Raw genomic sequence first — 17312 nt, 5'->3', positions numbered from 1 at the left:
TATGCAGAAAAAATTGAAACCGCAACGAAACCTGTCCCGCCGCGAATTTACGATCGCAGCGGGTCTCTTTGCGTTGTGCGGCATGCCCACTGCCGCGCTGGCCGCTGAACCGCAAAGCTTCGATGAGCGTTTCGAGTTTCTCAGCAATCACGGCAACAGCACCTGCTCGGCGGTATTCACGGAATCGATCGCCAAGATGCCGGTCACGGCGCGGCTGCAGGGCTCGTGCTGCGCGCCCATGGACCGACACCGCTATGGCGAGCAGGTTCAGGCCCTCACCAAGTACGCCGCTATCCCCGAGATCCCGCCAGACCCCTATGACATTGCCGCGGGAAGCGCTCAGAAGGCGATGCGTTACTATGACATGGCGCTGTCCCCGGACGAGGAGAAGGCGTACAAATACGCCATGGACAACTCGGACGAGAAGGGACCCTGCTGCTGCCAATGCTGGCGCTGGCGCGTTTACGGTGGGCTCGGCAAATTCCTGATCCGCGAGCACCGCTTCACCGGCGAGCATATCGTCGAAGTATGGAATCTGTCGAGCGGCTGCGGCGGAGGCGCCGAACATCACCATGGCTAAGGAGACGTCCCGATGGGCTTCTACTGCGAAGTGATCCTACCGAGGCTCTGCGATCTTGCGATGCGCAACAACCGCCTACGGCCCTATCGCGAGCGGGTGATCGGCGCGGCGGAGGGGCGCGTCCTCGAAATCGGTATCGGCTCGGGCCTGAACCTGCCTCTCTATCGGCCGCCCGTGACGGAGATCCTCGCGCTCGAGCCAGCTCCGAAGCTCGTCGCCATAGCTCGTAGCGCTCCCCATCCGGGCATGCCCGTCCGCTTCATCGAGGCTTCCGCGGAGGCTATTCCGCTTGATGATCACAGTGTTGATACTGTCGTCACGACCTGGACTTTGTGCACCATTCCGCAAGCCGCCACAGCGCTCGGTGAAATGCGCCGCGTGCTGCGGCCCTGCGGCAGGCTGCTGTTCGTCGAGCATGGGCTGGCGCCGGACGAGGGCGTGCGCCGGTGGCAAGAGTGGCTGACGCCGGCCTCTCGGTGCATCAGCGGCGGCTGCCACCTCAACCGGCCGATCCGCTCGATGATCGAAGCGGCGGGGTTTCGGACCGAGCGTATCGAGACGGGTTACATGCCGGGCTTGAAGCCGATGAGCTTCATGTACGAAGGCAGCGCGCGGCCAGGCTGATTCGCACCGCGCGACGGTTCTGTTGCAACGGCTGAGTTAAGGTGCTGAAGGCTTGATGCCGAACAGTTATGCGGCGAGGATTGCGAACTGCTCAGCCAGGGATGGATTCGGATTGAAGGCGTACCTCGCCTGTCGCTTGCGCATCATGTGGACCATTTCGATGCCGGACAAGATGATGCGGGCAGTGGCCGTCGATTTGAAGCCAAGCATTGTCCGCACGCGGCGCTTGATGCGCCGATGATCCTGTTCGATCCGATTGTTCAAGTATGGACTTTTCCTGATCGTGATCGGTTTCAGCTGACGCCGGGCGCGATCCTGCAAGCGATTTGTCGTGTCGCAGGAAAGAATCGCCTCACGGTTGGTCTGGCTTCCGTCGATGACGACACGATCCGGTCGGCCATGGCGCTCTAGCGCCTTGTTGAAGAAGCGCTTTGCCGCAGTGAGATCGCGATGCTGGCTAAAGAGGAACTCGACCGTATCGCCAACGCTATCGATGGCGCGGTAGAGATACATCCACTGGCCTCGAACCTTAATGTAGGTTTCGTCCACATGCCATTTACCGGTGACGCAACGCTTGCGCTTGTTGAAGTGCTCGAGCAACAACGGTGAAAAACGAATGGTCCAGCGATGGATGGTCGTGTGATCAACCGCAATGCCGCGCTCGGCCATCATCTCCTCAAGATCGCGCAAGCTTAGATTGTAGGCAAGATACCAGCGTACACACAGAAGTATCACTGATCGGTCGAACTGGCGGCCCTTGAACATCGAATCCCCCTGAGATGATCGACGGGTTTCTTGCCATGCTGCCGGTAACCAAAACGTTGCAACATGTATGGACGCCCCCGTGGGTGCAAGAGAAATCTTTTGGAGCTGATATTGCGTATAGTCGGGTGCTGACATGTATCCGGCCTCTGATGCAGCGTTCAACATGCCGCGGGCCTGTATGGGAGTTCGCGGACCGGGTCCAATTCAGATCCGCGTGCTCTGGGCACGTCGTTGCAATCTGGTTTTCCCGATCCCGTCTCGTCGACCGTTACGCCATACCTTCCATTTGACCTTCCTACACCTTCAACAGCCCCATGATCGCTGCAGCGGTTATTCTGCCGCGATCTGAGCCCGATAGATTCCACCCTTGGCCATCAATGCCCAGACGATGCGAGCCATCTTGTTGGCAAGGGCAACCGTCACCAGCATCCGTGGCTTGCGGCTCAGCATGCGCGCCAGCCATGATCCTGCCACGGCTCCCTTCCGTGCCGCCCACCGCACAACCGCGCTCGCCCCGATGATGAGCAGACGGCGCAACGTCCGTTCCCCCATCTTCGAGGTCTTGCCAAGCCGCTGTTTGCCGCCGGTCGATCGTTGCAGCGGTGTTAGCCCTAACCACGCGGCAAAATCACGCCCACGTTTGAACGTCTCAGCCGCAGGTGCCAGCGCTGTCAGCGCCGTTGCTATGACCGGACCAATCCCGGGAACAGTCATCAAACGACGCGCCACCTCGTCCTCTTTGGCACGGCGGGCAATCTCGATATCTAGGAGCCTGATACGCTCCTCCAATGCATGCAGCGCCTCGACCAATGCCCCAAGGACCGGACGCGCCATATCCGGTAAAAGCTTCTCCGAGTCCTCCACAGCTAGGATCAGCTTGGTAACATGAGCGGGACCTTGGGCAACGATAATTCCGAATTCGGCAAGATGACCCCGCAGAGCATTGATAACCTGCGTCCGTTGACGCACGAAAAGATCGCGTGTCCGGAACACAATGGCTGCAGCCTGGCTCACCTCGCTTTTTACGGCGACAAAACGCATGGTCGGGCGCAACGCTGCCTCACAGATCGCTTCAGCGTCGGCAGCATCATTCTTGTGCCGCTTCACGAACGGCTTCACGTAGGCAGGCGGGATCAGCCGAACCGTATGGCCAAGATTGCCGATCTCCCGCCCCCAGTAGTGACTGCTGGAGCACGCTTCCATCGCAATCGTACAGCTTGGCTGCGCAGCAAAGAACGTGAGCAACTGATCGCGGCGGAGTTTCTTGCGCAAAAGCACCGAACCAGTCTCATCAGCCCCATGGGCCTGAAACACGTTCTTCGCCAAATCCAGACCAATAATGCTAATCTCTTTCATGGACGCCTCCTTTAAATGGTGATCAACGTCTCCATTCTGGCACATCGATGCCGTCGGGGGGCGTCCACCCCATCAGATCCAGGCTCCGCAGTCAGCGATCCGCTGGCGTAGCGCTTCCTTGATCACGTTCTCTGCAAGGCGCAGCTGTTTGCCGTATGCGAGGTGATAAACCATTTGCGTGATTTCCGGATCCCTGGGACCATAAATCTCCCAGTCCAGAAGGTTCTGTCACAAATTTTTTGGCGTAGAAAATGATTTCGCGCATGCGGCCAGAATGAGGTACAAAGCATCAGTTTTGGGTGCGTAGTTTAAAAGAAATGTTTGCGATTTCGGCCGTCATGCGATTTGTAAATCCATAATGGAGAATATTTTTCTACATTTTCGCTCTATCAAAAATTTTTGCGACAGAACCCCTTGGAGAGCTGGCGTGCTCTCAATTGTCATAGATTGGCGTTAGGAAGAAATCGGCTTCACAATAAAGGGCATGATTCCAAAAATGATAAGCGAACGTCCAGAGTTCTTCACCGGGACTGAAATGCCAACAGCGGGTTGGTGGGAGGCGCTATGGCCTGATCCGGCCAGTGTACTTTCGACGGTGGGGCTCAAGCCGGGGTTGGAAGTCGTCGACCTGTGTTGCGGCGACGGATGGTTCACCTTGCCAATCGCAAAAATCGCTAGCCATGTTGTCGCGGTCGACCTGGACCCGGCGTTATTGGAAGTCGCGAAGAACAAGCTTGCCGCCGAAGGGTTGACTAACTGTAAGTTCGTCATCGGGGATGCCTATGAGATTGCGAAACTCGTCCCTGAACCGATGAATTTTATCTACATGGCGAACGCGTTTCACGGCGTTCCTGATCAGCCTCGACTGGCAAGAGCCGTCTATGAAACACTGGCACCGGGTGGTCTGTTTGCCATCGTCAATTGGCATCAGTATCCCCGCGAAGAAACGACAGTTACGGGAGAGCCTCGTGGTCCAAGCACCGAATTGCGGTTATCGCCAGAAGAGACGGTCGACGCAGTGACATCGTGCGGGATGATGCTTGTCGATATCGTAGAGATTCAGCCCTACCACTACGGCGCAGTTTTTAAACGGCCATAATGCTAGTGACTGTGCTGATGGTGTGCATCTGGAATCACCACCCCACTCGTTCGCCATCGATAATGGCTTTCGAAATTGTGCTAGAGGCCGGGATGGTTTCGCCGGCCTGCCGTCTAGGCTGGCCAATGAATGCGAAAGAAATTGCAGCCATGAAGCCGATCACGACACAGATACGTGGACCCGAGAGTAGCCTATTAGTTCACGCTTCGGAAACATGTTCGTGCGCGGAATTGGCCGTGGCGGACTGTTCGTTGCGGTCATTTAGATACGTCGAACAGCGAGGATTCCGAGTATGTCTCGGCCGACCTTCAAGGTTCCTACGGACCCTTTTCCGCGTCACTCAGCGCTAAATTCGAGGAGGTTCAGAAAAAGTACAGCAGCGAAATCCATATCAGCGTCTATCACGAAGTTGGGCCGATCGATCTTACCATGGGCGATATTAGCAACCCGGCGGAACTCTATTGGATGATGCAGGACTGGCTGAAGTCGTTCCAGGACGACCCTGGGCGCAACGCGAAGCCATACTACGTGACTCTGGCGCCAATCACGATCGCCAATGGTCCGATGACGCCCAATAGCGCCAAACACCGCAGCAGGATTATCGACGGGATGAACCTCATGGAATTCATCATTCAAAACCCAACACGTTATGAGTTCGTCGCTCCAACAACGCTTACCGATATCGTGAAGGCCTTTCAAGGCTATCAGGTAGATCTCGATCTCGTCGCGGCGGCGGCATCGGCAGCAATCAACGACGTGACAAAGGCGCTCACTCCCGCCGATTTTGCTATGAAGATCGGCACGACCTACCCGCAGGGCATGGAGCCGTCGCCGATGCCAACGCTCGAGAAAGGGGCGGCGGCAGTATTGGCGAGCAAGGGCCAAGAAATCATCGCGGGCGATCCACTCTTCAGTGTACTGCGTGAACGCCTAAAAACCGGAGCGGCGCAACTTGGCTTCGATTTGGGTGCTGGCTTGAGCGAAGGCCACACGCTGTGGGGCCCAGGTAAGCAGGCCTTCATGGAAGCGTTATCCGCCGATCAGCAAGCAAGCTTCAAGGATGCTGTGGATTTCGCCTTGGAGCGCAATGCCAATGTCGATTTTGCACGAGTTGGCGCAAGGATCGCCGCCGCCGATTCACTTGTTCAGGCAGAGCGGAGCCGCGAGCCACTTGGCCATTTCACGATCGGATTCGATAGCGCCACTGGAATTTATGGCGATCCCAAGCTCGGCGTTGCAGGCAACACGGCCACCGGTCCGGGCGCGTTCGCCATCCGCGACAAGCTGACCGCAGGCGGACAACGAGGGTTCAATGCCGTCGTCGCATATCATTTGTCGCGCACCTATGTGGATTGAGAGGTAAACCGGCATGCCCCCAATCATTCGAAAAGCCGGCCGCTCCGATCTCGATATCATGATCGACTGGGCCGCAAGGGAGGGCTGGAATCCCGGCCTTGACGATGCGCCTGCCTTCTGGGCGGCGGATGCGGAAGGATATTGGGTCGCCGAGGAAGACGGTGTCGTCGCGGCGGCGCTTTCGTTGGTCCGCTATGATGCGACCTATGCCTTTCTCGGTTTCTACATGGCGCATCCGGATTATCGCGGCCGGGGCATAGGCTTCGCCCTCTGGCAAAGGGCGGTATCGAACGCGGGAGACCGTAGGATCGGGCTCGATGGCGTGGTGGCGCAGCAGGACAACTATCGCAAATCGGGTTTCGTCTATGCGCATGCTAATTTTCGGTATGGTGGCGAGGTCCAACGTGTTGAGCCACCAGGCACGGAGCTGGTTTGTGTCTCTGCGGCGCATGTCCCGATGGTGGTCGCTTACGACGCGCGTTTCAATCCGGCGCGGCGCGATGCGTTCCTGCGGGAATGGCTGAAGGCGCTCTCAACGCGCGAGAGCTTTGCGTTAATCCGAAACGCAGAGATCTTGGGCTACGGCACCATCCGCGCCTGCCGGGAGGGCCACAAGATCGGACCGTTGTTTGCCGATACGGAAACGAGCGCGGACCTAATCTTTCGCAAACTGGTGACGAGCGTCGGCGGTGGCCGGATCTATCTCGATATCCCCGAGCCGAACGCCGCCGCGCGGGCGCTTTGCGATCGCTACAATCTGAAGCCGGTCTTCGAGACGGCGCGGATGTATCGCGGCCGGGCGCCGGATCTGCCCCTTGGCCAAATCTACGGGATCACCACGTTCGAGCTTGGATAGGGGATTTGGCTGGCATCAGGCCAGTGGAAATGATTGTGCTGTCTGCAGATGATCAGGACGCTCGAAAAAACGCTGATCAGCCTTTATGGGTTTTCACCCTGTATCTCGACTGAGTCAGCGTCGACCATTCATCGGATCATCGCTTTGACGGTACTATAATGGAATTGCCAAATCCGATTTTTGACGTTCGCAGTGTGTGCAAAATGTCCGATAGATGTCGATAGTTCACAGAATTTTTACAGCTGCAGCTGCGCCGAATAACCCTGTAAAATCAAAAGGCTAACTTTTTGATGGTTCCGTTCGCGGCACATAAAGCGCGAGAATAAATTTTCGACAATAAAAACAAATGCTTAGGGCAGAGAAAATAATCGAGTGGGAATAGCGGGAAATCGGCGGCAATAGCGTAGCATAGCGTTGCAAATGGCGGGTCTTCGACGATCACCCGCTCATCGTGCCTGCGCGGGAAAAAGGTGCTTGCCGGTCGACCAAAAAGAGGACCAGGTCCGCCTCCTGGCTTGCCGTCACTTCAATCGTGGTTTGGTCGGCGCTGATCGTTAACGCAGTATGCGTTTCGGCGTGTTTGTCTCCAACCGATACCGCGCCGCGGAAAACATACAGCCAACGATCGAACCCCGGGACCGTCGGCAGGTCGATGCTTTCACCCGCCGACAGGTGGGTATCGTAGAGGTAAATGGCCTGGCGAACGAAGCTCGGTGCCGCCGAGCCAACCGGCCCGGTCAGCAGCCGCCATTGATTGTTACGAGTCGCCTCGTCCAGATCGATGAACTGAACGCCTGGTTCCATGTTCGCCGCCTCGGGCCGGACGAAGATCTGCAGCATCTCAATCTGATCGCCGCCGGCCACTTCCTCTTCGTGGGAGAAGCCGCGGCCTGCGTTCATCACCATCAAACGATCGGGCGAGATGACCTCGCTCCGGCCGGCTGAATCGGTGTGCTGCATACGGCCCGAGCGCATGTAGCTGATGATCTCATCGTTGCGATGCTCGTGCATCTTTACGACCAGGCCGGGCTGCAGACGGGCATGATCGATAAGGCCGAGCCCGCCGAAGCCTGCGTCATCCCTTTGTCCCAGCGAGATACCTGGGCGGATGCGGCGGAGTTGGAACGGTCCTTGCGCCGTTACCAGATGGGTATCAGGCGGTACGACGCCAGTTCCTCTGATGGCAGTTGCTTCTACGGTCATGTTCTTTACTCCTTGGCTTCGTGCGGGCTGGATATCGGTTAGGACTGGATGGGCGGAAGAACCTCGGTGAACAGCAGCTGGATAAGCTGTTGGCCTTGAGGCGTGCCCCAGTTCTGGGCAAGTTCCGCGATCATGGTGTTGGTTGCGGTCAGAACGACGCCGGCGTCCTGCATCCGGCGGCGCGACATGTCCTCGGAAAGCTCGAACGGCGATCCCGAAGCGTCCATGACGGCTTGCACGTTATAACCTTCGCCAACCGCGTCGATCGCCGGGAACACGAGGCAGACGTCGGTCGTCACGCCGGCCATGATCAGGTTCTTCCGCCCCGTCGCCTCGACGGCCGCCTTGAAATTGGCGTCGGTCCAGGCGTTGACGATGCCCTCGCGCCGGACGCGCTTTTCGAAAGCCTCCGGCAGAATGTCTTTCAACTCCGGTAGCAAAGGCCCCTGCAGCCGGTCTTCCTGGCTGGAGGTCAGCACGGTCGGGATGCCAAGGATGCTGGCGGTCTTGGCAAGTGCCAGCGACATGCGCTTGGCCTGCTCGACATCGATGTTCTTGATGAGCTGCATCGTACCGATCTGATGGTCGATCAGCAGAAGCGCCGAATTCTCTGGGGTGAATGTGGTGGTCATGGCTAATCTCCTGTGCTCGCTATGAGCGTCATTGCTCGTTCTGGAAAGTAGAGTTGGAACGAAGTCTTGGGGAGACTTGATATTTGCCATCGTTATGTTCCATAAATGGAACATGAAGACATTTGGCGACTTTGACGGACTCGCGCTGTTTATCCGCATCGCACAAGCTGGCGGGCTGGCCTCGGCCGAACGCGCGACGGGTATCCCGAAGGCCACGCTCTCGCGCCGGCTATCCGCGCTGGAGGAGACCCTGAACGTCCGGCTTGTGCGCCGGACAAAGAAGGGAGTGGTACTCACCGAACAGGGGCAGCAACTCTTCGAGCGAGGCCAGACCGCCTTCATGCTGGCTGAGCAGGCTGTTGCCGAGGTTCAGGATGACCGCGTCGCACTGTCGGGCACAGTTCGCTTGTCGCTTCCTCCAGACATGGCGACCGCGGTCCTTGCCCCCGCTCTGATCGGCTTCAAGACCAGATATCCCGACGTCACCATAGAGATGACGCTTGCGGATCGCAGGGTCTCACTCATCGAAGAAGGCTACGATCTCGTCGTTCGTATGGGACCAGTTGCGGACTCCGAACTGATGTTCAGGAAAATCGCCGATTTGCCGCGCGCGCTGGTCGCGAGCCCCGCCTTCCTTGCTGAACATTCCGATCTGAGCACCCCGCAAGACCTGGAAAAACTGCCAGCTCTCGCGATCCGCCGCGATCTGATCGAATGGGATCTGAAAAATGCTCACGGGACACGCGCTATCGTGCGTCCGAGGATTGGCTTTGCCGCAAACCGCCAGACCATTCTTGTCGACGCTGCCCGTGCCAGTCTTGGCATCGCCAATCTGCCCAAGTTCCTGATCGAGGACGCCATGGCAACCGGCGCACTCGTTCCCGTCCTGCCCGATTGGGAGCCGTCACCCGTAGAGATGACCGCATTGTGGCAAAGGGACAGGATCACGGGACGCCTGATCAAGGCCATCGTCGGAGCATTTGAGGAAGCGTTGTCTGCCAAACCTGCAGAGGTCTAGAGCCCTTTCCGGCCATATTGGCCGTATTCTGTATCTCGGCGGGCGAGACAATCCACGCGGAAGGTGTTTCCCGGGTCACTCTAAAGGTGACCACGTCATAACGCCTCCGCGTAGGGAAAGATCAATTGTCCGGACGCCAGCGCGCTCGGAGCGACGACGACCTGCTTCGATCCGTCTTTGAACTGGTCAGCCTCGTGACCCTCTATGCCCTGGAACTGAACCTGCAGGACGCGCGGATGCGCCCATTCCCCGTTCTTGCCGAATTTGACATCACCTATGACCGTGTTGAAGGTGGAATTCCTCGTGAAGGTCGACAGGGCAGCGTCATCCAGGCTCCCGGTAGCTTCGACGGCCTGAGCGACGACCTGCATCTGGGCGTAGGCCAGCGGCGCCATGTAATGCCCCAGGAGGTCGACGCCTGCGTCGCCGGCGCGTGCCTGATATGTATTCAGAAATTCCTGAGCCCCGGGGAACATCATCTTGGGGACGGGCACCCAATATTCGTAGTTCACGAAGCCGTTGAGCAGCGGACCAAGTGTGGTTTTCACCGCTGTGTTCTGCGGACCGATCATGCCGGCGCCGACCATCTTCGGGCGGAAGGGGTGCTCGTGGATGGCGCGCACGAGGTCGACAGAGTCTTGAAGATAGGAGCAGAGAAATAGCAGGTCGCAGTTGCTTTCGGCGACAGCGTCGATGACGGGCGTAAAGTCGCTGGCTGCCAGCGGATAAGTGGCCTCATGGACGATCCGAAAGCCGTACTTCTCGGCATTGGCCTTCGCGCCAAGAATGGGATTGCGGGAGAATTCTGCGTCGGCAGACAGGAGCGCCGCGGTCGCGGGCCGGGGCCTCTGCTCTGCGGCGAGTGCGAAGAAGCCCTCTGTCAGCGCGGCATTCGGATCCGGGCCGGTCGGGATCATGGCGAAGTAGTTCGGATAGGCAAGCGCGTTGTTGACGCCCAGGCCCATCAATCCGATGAAAAAGCGCTGCCGCTCCGTGATCAGCGGCATCGCCGGCAATATCGTGTTGGTGCCGTAACCGCCGATGACGAGATCGGCCTTGTCTTCGTCCATCAGCCGCTGGTAGAGGCCGGGAACACCGGACGCGTCCGCACGATCGTCGTAGCGGACGAGTTCGACGGGGCGGCCGAGCAGGCCGCCTCGTCTGTTGATGTCTTCCCGCCAGATATCGTGGGCGAGCCGAGCCGACAGGCTGTTGCCCGCGAGCGGACCCGTCAGCGACAAGCAGTACCCGATACGGATTGGCGCCGACGTGCCAGGCATGTCAGACGCCCGCGCCAGCCCGCCCGGCGAGAAGCTGCAGTTCCCAGGCCAGGGCCACGGCACTGGCACCACCATGTTCGAGAACGACCCCCGCGACGCCAGCCGCCGTCTTTTCGCGTGCCCAATCACGCTGCCACTCGCCCAGCACGGCAAGCCAGGTGATCGGCACGGCACCGGCGGCGACCATGCGGCGCACGGCCATGTCATGAGCTTCCAGCGTGACACCGCCTGAGGCATCGGTGACGATGAAGACGTCATATCCTTCGGCGAGCGCCTGGATCGCCGGCATGGCGAGGCAGATCTCGGTGTAGAGCGCAGCCAGAATGAGCTGCTTGCGCCCGCTCTTCTTCACGATGTCGGTAACCTTCGGGTCTTCCCAGGTGTTGATGAAGGTGCGGTCGATCGGTTTCTGGTCCGGGAACACGTCCTGCAGACCCTTGATGATATAGCCGCCGCGCTCCTCGATCACCGTCGTCAGGATCGTCGGCACGTTGAAGACCTTCGCCGTCTTGGCGAGGCCGATGACGTTGTTGATGATCGTCGTCGGCTCGTGGCTGTTCAGGTTGGTGAACTGATAGGGCTGATGGTCGATCAGCACGAGGATACTGTCTTCGGGGCGAAGCAGGGCTTCGAGACCAGTCTTGGGCATGTGAAACTCCTTGGGATATGCTGGCGGCGGCTCAGGCGCCGGTAGGATCGATGAAGACGTGAAGCGTTTGAATGAGGCCGCCCTCGAACCGGGCGACATCGGTTCCGGTTACAGCTACTGGACCGTTCGGTGGCCCTGATTGCCAGCGCAGCCGCCCGACACCGTGGTGGCCGACGGCGGGGCCGATTGCGGTGAAGACGAAGCTTGGAGGCAGGCTGGACAATAGCGCATCCACCGTCTGATTGATGGCAGCGTGGCCGGTCGCCGAGGCATCCGGCTCGTAGAGCACGGCGTCTTCGGCATAGAGTTCGCGGATCGCCGCGATGCGCCGCTCAGCGTCGCGCTCGCCGAATACTCGCACGAGATTTGCCTGCATCCGGGCGCCATAGTCGATAGATTCTGCGATCATCGTCTGCCTTTCGAGGTCATGGATTCCGGAAGACGAGTGTCGTCAAACGCAACGGCTTCGCTCGCCTGTCCGGTCGAGCGGATATTGCCTTGCCACCTTGCGGAAGACACTGTTCGAATCTGCGATTTTTAGTCGGAATCCGCTATGGGATCGCCCATCAGCTTATCCGATCGCGTCGCCACGCCGCCGGCGTCGCTCCCGTGAGTTTCCGGAATGTTCGCCCGAAATGGACCGCGTCGGCAAACCCGGTGGCATCGGCGACATGTTCGAGCGAAGCGCGCGTATCGATCAGGAGGGCCTGTGCACGCCGAACCCTCGCATCGAGCTGCCAACGATAGGGCGCCATCCCGGTCGAGGCTTTGAACGCCCGGCTGAAATGCGACTGTGACAGGCCCGCCAGCGCCGACAGATGCGCGAGGTCGACGCGCTCAGGCAGGTGTGCGTCCAGATATTCGAAAATACGCCGAAGTTGCCAGGGCGCCAGGCCCTTGCTATCCGCACCGGGCTCCGGCGGATCGGCGAAGAGCCGCGCCGCGATCGCGGCCGTCAGCCCGTCGCCATAGAGCTGCGTCGATGGATCCGGGTCGTTCACCGCATCGGAGAGCAGCTTGACCAAGGTCCAGATGCGATCGTCGGAGAAGCGCAGCCGCGGCGTCGCGGTCGCGTCTGCGTCGAAATTGGTGGCCAACCGTTCGCCCAGCACCGCCAGATCGAAGGTCAGGGTTGCGTCCTTCACAAAACGCGTATCGGCGCTATAGCCCCACATCTCCATGCCGGCCGGCGCGAAATGCATGTGCCTGGGCATGTAGGCGATTGGACAGGGCTGGTCCTCGCGCAGGCGCGGTTCGCAATGGCTTCCTACCTCTTCCAGAAGAACGCTGAGACGGGTTTCGGTCTCGTAAAGCAGATGATGGGCCACCCGACCGGAGCAATGGAACTCGGTGATGTCGACGCGCACGCCGTTCCATGCGCGCCGGACTGTCGAGAGGCTCAGCATGTTTTCAGGCAAGGGGGTCAGCCGGTCGACGCGGGTGTCCAGTGATTTTTGCTCCGAGTGTTGACGCGAGATCATGTCATTGATGTGTAGTCCAATAGAGCAAACGTTTAAACCCACGGGGGCGGGAAATTGCCGCAGCACCCGTGGCCTGCTTGATGTGAACTCGCGATTATTGTCGTATGCGGCAAGGCCGCTGAACCGGCAAATATGGAGAGATCATGTATCATTCGCCAAGACGTGTCGTCGTTACTTCGCCCTTCTTCGATGACGAGACGCACGCTTACCTTAAACAGCATGGGTGTGAGGTCGAGATCATCCAATGGCAAAAAGGCCAGGGAGATGGCGGCTTGGCAACGCCGCAATTGGCCAGCCTGCTCGAAGGCGCTTCCGGCTGGATCGTCGGCCAGGCCTATGTCACACGCGAATTGTTGAGCGCATTGCCTGATCTTCAGGTCCTGGCGCGGCGCGGGGTGGGTTATGACCGCATCGATGTCGGTGCGGTCAGGGAGCTCGGCCGCGTCCTTACCATTGGTGCAGGCGGTAATGACGCTTCGGTCGCCGACCACACCATCGGCTTGATGCTGGCCGTTGCCCGGCGCTTGCGCGAATCGCAGCATCGCATGCTTGCGGGCAACTGGTCCATTCTGACAAGCTCCGATCTTTCCGGGAAAACCGTCGGCATCATCGGCCTTGGCCGAATAGGCAAGAGCCTGGTGCAACGTTGAAGGGCTTCGAGGCGCGCATCCTTGTCTGCCATCCACGTCCTGACCGGGAATATGGCGACGCCAACGGCATTACCTATGTCGATCTGGAAGCGCTGCTCCGGCAGAGCGACGTCGTGAGTGTGCACGCCCCCTTGACCCCGGACACCCGATTCCTGATCAATGGTGCCGCGCTTGCGCTCATGAAGCCTACGGCCATTCTGGTCAATACCGCGCGTGGCGGACTTGTCGATGACCGGGACCTTCTGCATGCGTTGAAAGCAGGCCGGATCGCCGGGGCAGGGCTGGATGTCTATGTCAGCGAAGGCGATCCCGCTTTCAAACCGGTTTCGGACGAGCTCATCGCATTGCCGAATGTGATCGCCACACCGCATTCTGCCGGCTCGTCGATCGAGGCTCTCGCCCGAACCAATATGATTGCGGCAAAATCCGTCATTTCAGTCTTCGATGGCGAAAACCTGCCGGAAGCATGTGTCATCGCCGATGGACGGAAACCCGCAGCAGAGTGACCTGCGAAAGCTGCGCTGGCTCGACTGGCGGGACTTCTGTATCGAACACATATATTGTAAACTGCCTTACCGAACATCCATGTCGCGTGGCATGCCCGCAAGGCTATCGCTGTGAGATCGATCTCACATGGTCTTCACGTGGGCAACCAGCTGATCGAGTGCTTTGCCCCAGCCATCGTGGAAGCCCATTTCCTCGTGCTGCTTCTTGCCCGCCTCGTCGCGATGGATGGCCATGGCGGTATAGCGCGTCCCGCTTCCCTCGGTGGCAAAGGAGACAACTCCGGTAAAGAATGGATTCTCCGAAGGCCGGTATCCCGGCAGCAGCGCGTCGGTAAAGACCAGCCGTTCGTTCGGCACGACCTCCAGATAGCAACCCATGTTCGGAAATTCCTTTCCCTCCGGCGACACCATGACGGTGCGAAACATGCCGCCGGGGCGCAGGTCGATCTCGCATTCCTTTGTCGACCACGGCTTCGGCGTGAACCATTTGACGATATGTTCCGGCGTCGTCCAGGCTTTCCACATGAGATCGCGCGGCACATCGATAAACCGTTCGAGGACGAGGTCGAGCTTGGGATCCGGCTTGATTATCGAAGGCTTGTTCATGTGTTCTGCTCCTTGAGTGTCATGAGATATTCGTCGAGTTGATCGAGGCGGCGTTCCCACAATTGGCGTTGTTTCGCCAACCAGTCTTCCACCAGTTTCAAAGGTTCGGGCGCGAGCTTGTAAGTCCTCACGCGCCCGGTCTTCCGCGAACTCACCAGCCCGCACCCCTCCAGAATCTTAAGATGTTCGACAAAGGAGGGCAGGGCCATGTCGTATGGCGCTGCGAGTTCACTGACAGAGGCGGGGCTGCTGCCAAGCCGCTCCAGCACGTGACGCCGCGTCGGGTCGGACAGTGCGCGGAAAATACCGTCTATGGGCGGTATGATAGGCGCTGCATGTGTTGCGAGGCCGGTCATCGCTGATCCCCTTTCGTGCCTGTTGGGTGGTAATAATACTTAGGATATTTCCTAAGTATTGGCAACCCATGGCGAACTATTTGATTTCCTGTTGCAAAAAGCCGTAATGTTTTCGCAATTGAGGGGACTCATGCTAGCGCCGCTCCTCGAATCAATAATGGTGCGTGGCGAACGCAGTGGGAAGCTCTCATGACGACAAGCGATGTGTGGATTTTCATTCGCGCCCTGATCACCAATCCATCCAGGGTCAGCGCAATCGCCCCATCCGGCGCAGCGTTGGCAAGGCTTATCACCAGCGAAATCAGCGGCGCGTCCGGTCCCGTGCTTGAACTCGGTCCGGGCACCGGCGTTTTCACCGATGCCTTGCTGGCGCGGGGCGTAAGTCCCGGCAATCTGACCCTGGTTGAATATGGCGCTGAATTCGCAAGGTTGCTTCAGGGACGTTTCCCGGGGATGCGAATCCTGCAGATGGATGCGTCACAACTCGGCGGACAGGAATTGTTCAAGGCGGAACCAGCGGGTGCCGTCGTCAGCGGCCTGCCGTTCCTGAGCATGCCGGACAAGGTCGGCGCTATTCTAAGTGGGGCTTTCAGCAATTTGCGGCAGGATGGCGCGTTTTACCAGTTCACCTACGGCTTTCGCTGTCCTGTGCCGAAAGGTGTATTGGAAGAGCTGGACCTTGAGGCTGTGTGCATCGGCCGGGCCTTCTGGAATCTGCCGCCAGCCGCTGTGTACCGGATCACGCGGCGCGGCGTGGAGATCAAGCAAACGATTGGATAGCCGTCGAACCACGCACAGCAAAACTTTACCCCCCAAACCGATCACTCAAAATCACCAACCGATCAAATTTATTGGCTTGTCACTCGACGACGCGGCGATAATGTCCGGCGCATGAATCCAGCCGCCACATCTCCCGTTCGTTTCGCTCTCGGCGGGCTCGTGGCTATGGCGGTCGGCATGGGTATAGGCCGATTTATCTTCACACCGATCCTGCCCGGTATGATGAGCGATCTTGGCCTGACACCGGGCGATGCCGGCCTCATCGCCTCGGCCAATTATTTCGGTTATCTCCTCGGTGCGATCATTGCCGGTTTCGGCTGGGCGTCGGGCATAGAGCGACCCCTGGTCTATGTGTCTCTCACCGCAAGCGCCGCGCTTTGTTTCGCCATGAGCGTCAGTGACGGGGTGATGCTCTTCTCCGTCATCCGCTTCTTTGCCGGCATTGCCAGCGCCTTCATGCTGGTATTCACCGCAACGATTGTGTTCAGTCATCTGGCTGCAGCCAACAGGCAGGATTTGCAGGCGATGCATTTCGGCGGTGTTGGTACCGGCATCGCGATCTCGTCGTTGCTCGTTGCCTTCAGTTCCGCCAGCGGACACGGCTGGCGGGAAGACTGGATTGGCGCGGCCATTCTTTCCGTTCTCGGCCTCATCGCGGTCTTCGCGCTGATACGACAAGGGCCGGTGCGCAGCGGTTCGGCCGCAGCGGAGCCACCCATCGTCTGGACGCCGGAATTCATCAAGATCAACATTGCCTATGGCCTGTTCGGCTTCGGCTACATCATCACCGCAACATTCATCATCGCCATCGTTCGCTCAGGCCATGGCAGCCCGTGGATGGAAGCGCTGGTCTGGTTCGTAACAGGCACTGCGGGCGCCATATCCGTCTGGCTCTGGACGCCGCTCTTGCGGCGTACCGGCCCGTTCGTCGCGCTGGCGCTCGGCTGTGCTGTTCAGGCTCTGGGCGTCGCGGCGAGCGTCGTCCTGCCATCGCCCGTTGGTCCCTTGTTGGGCGGTCTCCTGCTCGGCCTGACCTTCATCGTGATCACCGCCTTCGGCTTTCAGGCGGGGCGCGTGCTTCTGCCGCATTCACAGCGCCGCGTCATGGCGGTGATGACCGCCGCATTCGGTATCGGCCAGATCATCGGACCGCTGATCGGCGGTTATGTCGCCAACATCACCGGCGACTTTACCATTGCCACGCTCGCTGCGGCAGCGGGTCTGGTGGTCGCTGCGCTTTTCGCGTTCTCTGCGGGGCGCAACCGAGCGTAAGAGACCTTTGAGAATTCAGCCTGATGAGGCAGATGGCGTGGTTTTCGAGAACCGGAGCGCAGTGGACTTGTCTGTCCATGAGCACCGGAAGCGCAGAAAATCGCGTCAGATGCCCGTCGGGCTGGATTGGCAAGGGTCTCTGATCATTACAGCAATTTAATTACGATGGTTTCTTCTTTGCCCTATTCATGCTGTTAAAGTCATGCAACTCGTAACATCAGAAAACTGCATGATTTTTCACTC

The 17312-nt window shown here is 59.0% G+C and carries 18 protein-coding genes and 1 pseudogene; 9 read left to right on the top strand and 10 right to left on the bottom strand.

Annotated features, from left to right (window positions below; genetic code table 11):
• Position 1 precedes the first annotated feature (1 nt).
• Together ACSQ3H_RS20930 and ACSQ3H_RS20925 are read left to right on the top strand one after the other, a co-directional pair.
• A complete protein-coding gene (locus tag ACSQ3H_RS20930) occupies positions 2 to 580 on the top strand; it encodes a hypothetical protein (protein ID WP_436118816.1) in 579 nt (192 codons plus the stop codon).
• A gap of 12 nt (positions 581 to 592) precedes the next feature.
• Complete coding sequence (locus tag ACSQ3H_RS20925) at positions 593 to 1204, top strand: class I SAM-dependent methyltransferase (RefSeq protein ID WP_436118815.1); 612 nt, start codon at positions 593 to 595, stop codon at positions 1202 to 1204.
• A 66-nt stretch (positions 1205 to 1270) separates the two neighbouring features.
• On the opposite strand, the gene ACSQ3H_RS20920 is transcribed toward ACSQ3H_RS20925, so the two are convergent.
• Together ACSQ3H_RS20920 and ACSQ3H_RS20915 are read right to left on the bottom strand one after the other, a co-directional pair.
• Positions 1271 to 1969 carry an IS6 family transposase gene (locus ACSQ3H_RS20920; protein ID WP_436118814.1) on the bottom strand — a complete coding sequence of 233 codons (699 nt, stop codon included), beginning with the start codon at positions 1967 to 1969 and terminating at the stop codon, positions 1271 to 1273.
• Between the two features lie 330 nt (positions 1970 to 2299).
• A complete protein-coding gene (locus ACSQ3H_RS20915; protein WP_436118813.1) occupies positions 2300 to 3325 on the bottom strand; it encodes an IS110 family transposase in 1026 nt (341 codons plus the stop codon).
• A gap of 496 nt (positions 3326 to 3821) precedes the next feature.
• Here ACSQ3H_RS20915 and ACSQ3H_RS20910 point away from each other — a divergent pair, with 496 nt between their 5' ends.
• The 3 genes from ACSQ3H_RS20910 (at position 3822) to ACSQ3H_RS20900 (ending at position 6636) form a co-directional block, all read left to right on the top strand.
• Complete coding sequence (locus ACSQ3H_RS20910) at positions 3822 to 4424, top strand: class I SAM-dependent methyltransferase (protein ID WP_436118812.1); 603 nt, start codon at positions 3822 to 3824, stop codon at positions 4422 to 4424.
• Positions 4425 to 4853: 429 nt separating this feature from the next.
• The gene (locus ACSQ3H_RS20905) at positions 4854 to 5780 is read left to right on the top strand and encodes a hypothetical protein (RefSeq protein ID WP_436118811.1); all 927 of its coding nucleotides are present in this window, start codon (positions 4854 to 4856) and stop codon (positions 5778 to 5780) included.
• A 13-nt stretch (positions 5781 to 5793) separates the two neighbouring features.
• On the top strand, positions 5794 to 6636 hold the full coding sequence (locus ACSQ3H_RS20900; protein WP_436118810.1) for a GNAT family N-acetyltransferase: 843 nt from the start codon (positions 5794 to 5796) through the stop codon (positions 6634 to 6636).
• A gap of 438 nt (positions 6637 to 7074) precedes the next feature.
• On the opposite strand, the gene ACSQ3H_RS20895 is transcribed toward ACSQ3H_RS20900, so the two are convergent.
• Together ACSQ3H_RS20895 and ACSQ3H_RS20890 are read right to left on the bottom strand one after the other, a co-directional pair.
• Positions 7075 to 7839 (bottom strand): pirin family protein, encoded by a 765-nt coding sequence (locus ACSQ3H_RS20895; protein WP_436118809.1) that lies wholly within the window; start codon positions 7837 to 7839, stop codon positions 7075 to 7077.
• A gap of 38 nt (positions 7840 to 7877) precedes the next feature.
• A complete protein-coding gene (locus ACSQ3H_RS20890) occupies positions 7878 to 8471 on the bottom strand; it encodes an isochorismatase family protein (protein WP_436118808.1) in 594 nt (197 codons plus the stop codon).
• Positions 8472 to 8583: 112 nt separating this feature from the next.
• Here ACSQ3H_RS20890 and ACSQ3H_RS20885 point away from each other — a divergent pair, with 112 nt between their 5' ends.
• On the top strand, positions 8584 to 9489 hold the full coding sequence (locus tag ACSQ3H_RS20885) for a LysR family transcriptional regulator (RefSeq protein ID WP_436118807.1): 906 nt from the start codon (positions 8584 to 8586) through the stop codon (positions 9487 to 9489).
• A gap of 95 nt (positions 9490 to 9584) precedes the next feature.
• On the opposite strand, the gene ACSQ3H_RS20880 is transcribed toward ACSQ3H_RS20885, so the two are convergent.
• The 4 genes from ACSQ3H_RS20880 to ACSQ3H_RS20865 all read right to left on the bottom strand — a co-directional run bounded on the left by ACSQ3H_RS20880 (position 9585) and on the right by ACSQ3H_RS20865 (position 12899).
• A complete protein-coding gene (locus ACSQ3H_RS20880) occupies positions 9585 to 10769 on the bottom strand; it encodes an amino acid ABC transporter substrate-binding protein (RefSeq protein WP_436118806.1) in 1185 nt (394 codons plus the stop codon).
• Between the two features lies 1 nt (position 10770).
• Positions 10771 to 11418 carry a hydrolase gene (locus ACSQ3H_RS20875; RefSeq protein WP_436118805.1) on the bottom strand — a complete coding sequence of 216 codons (648 nt, stop codon included), beginning with the start codon at positions 11416 to 11418 and terminating at the stop codon, positions 10771 to 10773.
• Between the two features lie 31 nt (positions 11419 to 11449).
• Positions 11450 to 11827, bottom strand: a complete 378-nt coding sequence (locus ACSQ3H_RS20870; RefSeq protein WP_436118804.1) for a nuclear transport factor 2 family protein — start codon at positions 11825 to 11827, stop codon at positions 11450 to 11452.
• A 157-nt stretch (positions 11828 to 11984) separates the two neighbouring features.
• Positions 11985 to 12899 carry a helix-turn-helix domain-containing protein gene (locus tag ACSQ3H_RS20865; protein WP_436118803.1) on the bottom strand — a complete coding sequence of 305 codons (915 nt, stop codon included), beginning with the start codon at positions 12897 to 12899 and terminating at the stop codon, positions 11985 to 11987.
• A 143-nt stretch (positions 12900 to 13042) separates the two neighbouring features.
• On the opposite strand from ACSQ3H_RS20865, the pseudogene ACSQ3H_RS20860 reads away from it, so the two are divergent.
• Positions 13043 to 14055: pseudogene (locus ACSQ3H_RS20860) on the top strand (phosphoglycerate dehydrogenase).
• A 123-nt stretch (positions 14056 to 14178) separates the two neighbouring features.
• Here ACSQ3H_RS20860 and ACSQ3H_RS20855 read toward each other — a convergent pair.
• Together ACSQ3H_RS20855 and ACSQ3H_RS20850 are read right to left on the bottom strand one after the other, a co-directional pair.
• Complete coding sequence (locus tag ACSQ3H_RS20855) at positions 14179 to 14661, bottom strand: SRPBCC family protein (protein WP_436118802.1); 483 nt, start codon at positions 14659 to 14661, stop codon at positions 14179 to 14181.
• Positions 14658 to 15017: an ArsR/SmtB family transcription factor gene (locus tag ACSQ3H_RS20850; protein WP_436118801.1), complete on the bottom strand. Its 360-nt coding sequence runs from the start codon at positions 15015 to 15017 to the stop codon at positions 14658 to 14660. Before ACSQ3H_RS20850 ends, ACSQ3H_RS20855 begins: the two co-directional genes overlap by 4 nt.
• 189 nt (positions 15018 to 15206) lie before the next feature.
• Between ACSQ3H_RS20850 and ACSQ3H_RS20845 the strand changes: the two genes are divergently transcribed.
• Both ACSQ3H_RS20845 and ACSQ3H_RS20840 read left to right on the top strand, forming a co-directional pair.
• Complete coding sequence (locus ACSQ3H_RS20845) at positions 15207 to 15797, top strand: class I SAM-dependent methyltransferase (RefSeq protein ID WP_436118800.1); 591 nt, start codon at positions 15207 to 15209, stop codon at positions 15795 to 15797.
• 111 nt (positions 15798 to 15908) lie between these two features.
• Positions 15909 to 17069 (top strand): YbfB/YjiJ family MFS transporter, encoded by a 1161-nt coding sequence (locus tag ACSQ3H_RS20840; protein ID WP_436118799.1) that lies wholly within the window; start codon positions 15909 to 15911, stop codon positions 17067 to 17069.
• Positions 17070 to 17312: the final 243 nt, after the last annotated feature.

This window comes from Phyllobacterium sp. LjRoot231 (genome assembly GCF_964253365.1).
In the GTDB taxonomy this organism is placed as follows: Bacteria; Pseudomonadota; Alphaproteobacteria; order Rhizobiales; family Rhizobiaceae; genus Phyllobacterium.
The sequence above is the reverse complement of the archived record's forward strand: the minus strand, read 5'-3'. Positions and strand labels throughout refer to the sequence as shown.